The following is a 4,288-nucleotide window of genomic DNA, read 5'->3' on the forward strand; positions in this document are numbered from 1 at the left end:
ACTAGCTGTATCGTAAGGTCTGTCCTGAAACACGCAATGGGGCAAAAACGAGTTATCTGTTACGAAAGCAAGGATTTACGTGTTGGAGGGGTGGACACGCTGATCATCTGGCATTCCAGGCAGATTACGAGATTCCTGATAGTAAACCTTAGAGCAAGCAATATTGAGACGCCCGCGCTGTTGTTTTATCGGTGGTTGGTTTATCCAGCGAGAATTTGCTCGATCTCACGACCGAGCACTTTAACCAAAAAAATCGTTTCCATCATCGACTGATCGTTATTGTCGTGGAAATTGTCATGTCGGAAAATTAGGGCCACTGATATTGTTAGTCGAAGAGCCACATGACGTGGGGATGTCACATTTCACATAGTATCTAATACTGGGGTAAAAACCGTTGCCACTGCGTCAGTGTAAACGGGTATTCTCCTGTGACATCCACGGTAGAATACCAACTTTGTTTAGCCCCGGTGTTGATCCCCTGATAGTTAAATATCAGTTTAGAAACCAACCTATCACCGCTCCAATTGGTGACGACTTCGACATTCACCAGTTGATAGCCATTTGGGTTGGGCCCGCTTGGATTAGGGTTGTAGCAAAGATTATATGATTCACTAAACACCTTCTTATTGTTGTACAACGTATAGTTTAGCGCCCTATCTTCATTGCGAATGCCATTGTTGCTATTGAGCGAACGGATCTCTTCCACCAGCTCTTTCATATTGTTGTTCTGCGACTCCAAGTGCTGTTTGTTCACCGCCGTAGAGTCGCAGGGAATCAAGTTGCTCACAAGTACTCTACCGTCTTGCATCATTTGTCCAACCAGGATTACTGGCTGAGTGTCTAAACCTAGTGATGCAATAAACTGACGTAGGCTATCATCTGAATCGGTAATTAACGTATAAACCTCGTTATTGTCGACATTACTCAACAACCAGTTCATTTCCCTTGCCACATATTCATTTTCGGGCTGGCTGAGGCCTTTAAACAAGAGTGTGTTAAGGTCGTCGTCCTGGTTTAGCTTCTCAAGCGCAACATCATCATCCACACCTTGAATGCTCGACACATCAACGCCAGTCAGAACACAGGCATAATAAAACTCTTTTTCCACACTGAGGTTGGGAAAGTGAGCGTTAACATGGCCTACGACATAGATGTATTCTTGAGTTTCCGTATATGTATTACCTGCATCTGAACTGATGTCGGCACTTATTGAATCACTTAACGTTTCCAATGCACGTTGGGCGACGTTCAGTTGAGGTTGTCGAGCTTGAGCCTTTTGCTTATCTATCATCATATCCCTACCTCATTAGGCTGCTTTGGGTACAAAATTTCTTAGTGGGAAATCAACAAATGGGTATTCATCTGTCACATCAATGCCGCAAGAATAAAAGGTTTCCAAATTTTGATTCTTATAGGTGAGAATCACCTCTACCAGAGAGCGACCCAGATCTTTTGAATACGTTTGATAGTTGATTTCAATGAGCAGCCCGGCAATATCCATTTTGCCTGTGATCAATGAGTCAAAGTTGTACACCACATAGTTTAAAGCTCGGCGTGACGCTGTTAAGCCATCGTTCGCTTTGATTACAATGGGCGATTTTTGCCCTACTGGCTGTGTTATCACATGGTTACAAAGCACATTCGGCAATAGGAGATCATTTTGTTGCGCAGCTGTATGCGCCTCCTGCAAAGACCCGATAAGAGCAACGGTTTTGTCATATTTTTGCTGGTTTAGTGCTTCAATAATCGCGTCTAATTCATTCTCGTATTTAGGCACAATCATATAGGTGTCGACATCATTTATGGTAAACACCCAGCTCGCTTTTTCCGCTATGTAAGCATATGGCTTGAACATCAGACTTTCGTTGCTACTGGCTCCTTCGCTGTAACTAAAAACACCATAGTAATCGTCATCGGCTAGCCCTAGTGTATTCGCAGCAGCATCAAACTCCTTTTGCAAATCTCGCGTTGCCAAATACGGTCTAATAATGCCCAATGCATAGACATACCGCTCATTGGTTGCGGCTTCAAATGAATTTACGCCCATGAAATTCTCCTTGTGATCGGTTTACTTTGTGAAAGTAATGTTTACTCAGTCATAAAGCTTATTTTTCCCACTTGGCTCGTTTAGCTATCCATTAAAGTGAGGGGCATAAACTCTTGAAGTGGCGCGTTAACAAAAGGAAACTGATGAGTCACATCCACGCTGCAATGAAAATAAACTTCGGGCTTAAGACCAGTGTCCTTTCGCTTGTTTTTGTATGTGAACACCAAATCAACAATCACATGTGGTGAGGCCAAGTCGGTATAGCTGGTATGTACCTCATCCAAAAAATACCCAGTGTCGTTGCTTACTGTCTCTTTATGAAGAAAATCTGTGGTGATATACAGCTCTGGATAACGGTACGCCAAAAAGTTCTTAGCGCGACTAAAATCACTTCGACCATCGTTTGGCTGATATTCAAGGCCTTTTAACACATCCTGAATAACGGCCGTCGCGACACCCGTTTTATCCTTCAGCAACTGATGAAGACTGTCTAATGTTTGGCTAAACAAATGATTGCACACTACCTTGGTCAGCCCCGCGTTCACTCCATGATCTAAGGCCTGGTCTTCAGCGATGATCCCAACAGCCGTGGATAAAACCGATAACAAACTGTTTTCAGGTGGCTTCAAGGCCTCAATGAAGCTGACCAACTCAGCCTTTGCGCGAGGCTGAAGTATGTAGGTGTCTCTGTCATGAATGGTCAATACCCATCGAATTTGCTCAGCGATATAAAAATACGGCCGATGCTTGGTGTCATCGGTGTAACTCAACACTGTGTAGTAGTCGTATTCACTCACACCCAGGGTTTGTGCCGCGTTGTAAAACGCCTGTTGTAAGCCCTGGTTTGGAAACTCCGGCTTTAGCACACCTACCGCATATATATAATTGTTGCCAACCTCGTGATGTTGTAACTGCGTGAGCTGTGCACTATCACCATCTTCACCCTTTGTATTTTCAAGAGTCCCCTCTACCGATCCAATCGCACGTTGAATGGGTCGATTGGGTTGTGTTACTGACGAACCCGCCAAAAATTCGTTGTTTTGCTGAGCTAAAGGCTCATTTGGGGAGACCGTTGGGTTCATGGACATATTCATCGTTGATTCCACCTCCCTAACTTCATCCCCTCCATTCATATCTTCAGTTTGCCCAGAGTGTGCGTGACCAATTGTTGGTTCAGCATGACTTTGATCATTTATTTGTGACATCCCCTTCCCCTTCATAGCAACGCCTCATTCATCGTGGAGCATTGCGTATATATCGCAAAAAAGTTAATGAAGATAAGTTACACAATCAGAAACAGTATGAATTGGATAAAGTTACGTTCTGTCTGGTAAGAGGCTGGGGAAACTTGGTAGAAACTGGAAGTCTAATTAGCTCAAAAGTACAAAGATTAAAAGCAGGCCCTGTGTGAGCGGAACAATACGTGGGCCTGCTTGCTGTAATGGCGTGTGATACAAACTATTGAGGCTTGATCCAACGGATCTTACAAGCACTGCTATTATCACCAATAGCGAAAGTTGGGATACCACGTCCCGCTTGTGTTTTAGGGCCGCACTGAACATTGTCAAGAACAATGGCGCCGTTTTGTACGGTGCCATTACCTTGAGGGCATTCGCAAGATTGTCCGCCAACATAACCTACAGAGTAACCAGCATTGGTGAGTTCGCTGATAAAATCGGTGTCATTAACACACTCCAGGAGGTTATCATTATTAAACCAAATGGTGACATCGATAGGTAAACCCAGCCCTTTAAGCCGATTGCGCACACTCAATGCATCGATATTGTGCTTGGCAGATTGTGCTTCCCCTTTCGTGTGTGGTTTTGGAAACATCATCAATGGCATCATAGCCAAATCGCAGCCGTTTGGATCGAGCATAGTGGCAAGCTCTTGAACGCTGAATGATGATAAATCGTCGTCTGCGCGATCAAAGTTTATCTCACGTAAACAGAAGTCGTATTCATGCGAGCTAAATTTATTGGCTTCCAAATACCCTTCTGTCACCACACGATCTGCCAGGAAACCTTTTGCATTAGCAGAAGCATTTTCCGTTTTTAGTTTCGTACTAGCGCTCGATGTTGCATTGGCTTGTAATACAGCGAAAACTGCGTTCGAAATATCTTCTGTTGTAATATCGTCTAAAATAACTTTTGACATAGCTTTACCTCACCTCTGTCGTTGTATTCCCGAAACAATACGGGTCGAAAGCAAGCTGTATTCCTAGACTTGCTCAATAAACTA

The 4,288-nt window shown here is 43.8% G+C and carries 4 protein-coding genes; all 4 read right to left on the minus strand.

The genetic code is table 11. The annotated features are described in order from the left end of the window. Window positions 1–373: 373 nt before the first annotated feature. Window positions 374–1,294, minus strand: coding sequence for a hypothetical protein (locus tag CAG65_RS13705; RefSeq protein WP_161454004.1), 921 nt, complete (start codon window positions 1,292–1,294; stop codon window positions 374–376). 12 nt (window positions 1,295–1,306) lie between these two features. Next, window positions 1,307–2,047 (minus strand): hypothetical protein, encoded by a 741-nt coding sequence (locus tag CAG65_RS13710; protein WP_161454005.1) that lies wholly within the window; start codon window positions 2,045–2,047, stop codon window positions 1,307–1,309. Between the two features lie 80 nt (window positions 2,048–2,127). Further along, window positions 2,128–3,252: a hypothetical protein gene (locus tag CAG65_RS13715; RefSeq protein WP_202599391.1), complete on the minus strand. Its 1,125-nt coding sequence runs from the start codon at window positions 3,250–3,252 to the stop codon at window positions 2,128–2,130. Between the two features lie 253 nt (window positions 3,253–3,505). Next, window positions 3,506–4,204 carry a hypothetical protein gene (locus CAG65_RS13720; RefSeq protein WP_161454006.1) on the minus strand — a complete coding sequence of 233 codons (699 nt, stop codon included), beginning with the start codon at window positions 4,202–4,204 and terminating at the stop codon, window positions 3,506–3,508. Between the last annotated feature and the right edge of the window lie 84 nt (window positions 4,205–4,288).

It is taken from the genome of Vibrio sp. V39_P1S14PM300 (genome assembly GCF_009904765.1).
GTDB classification, from domain to species: Bacteria; Pseudomonadota; Gammaproteobacteria; order Enterobacterales; family Vibrionaceae; genus Vibrio; species Vibrio proteolyticus.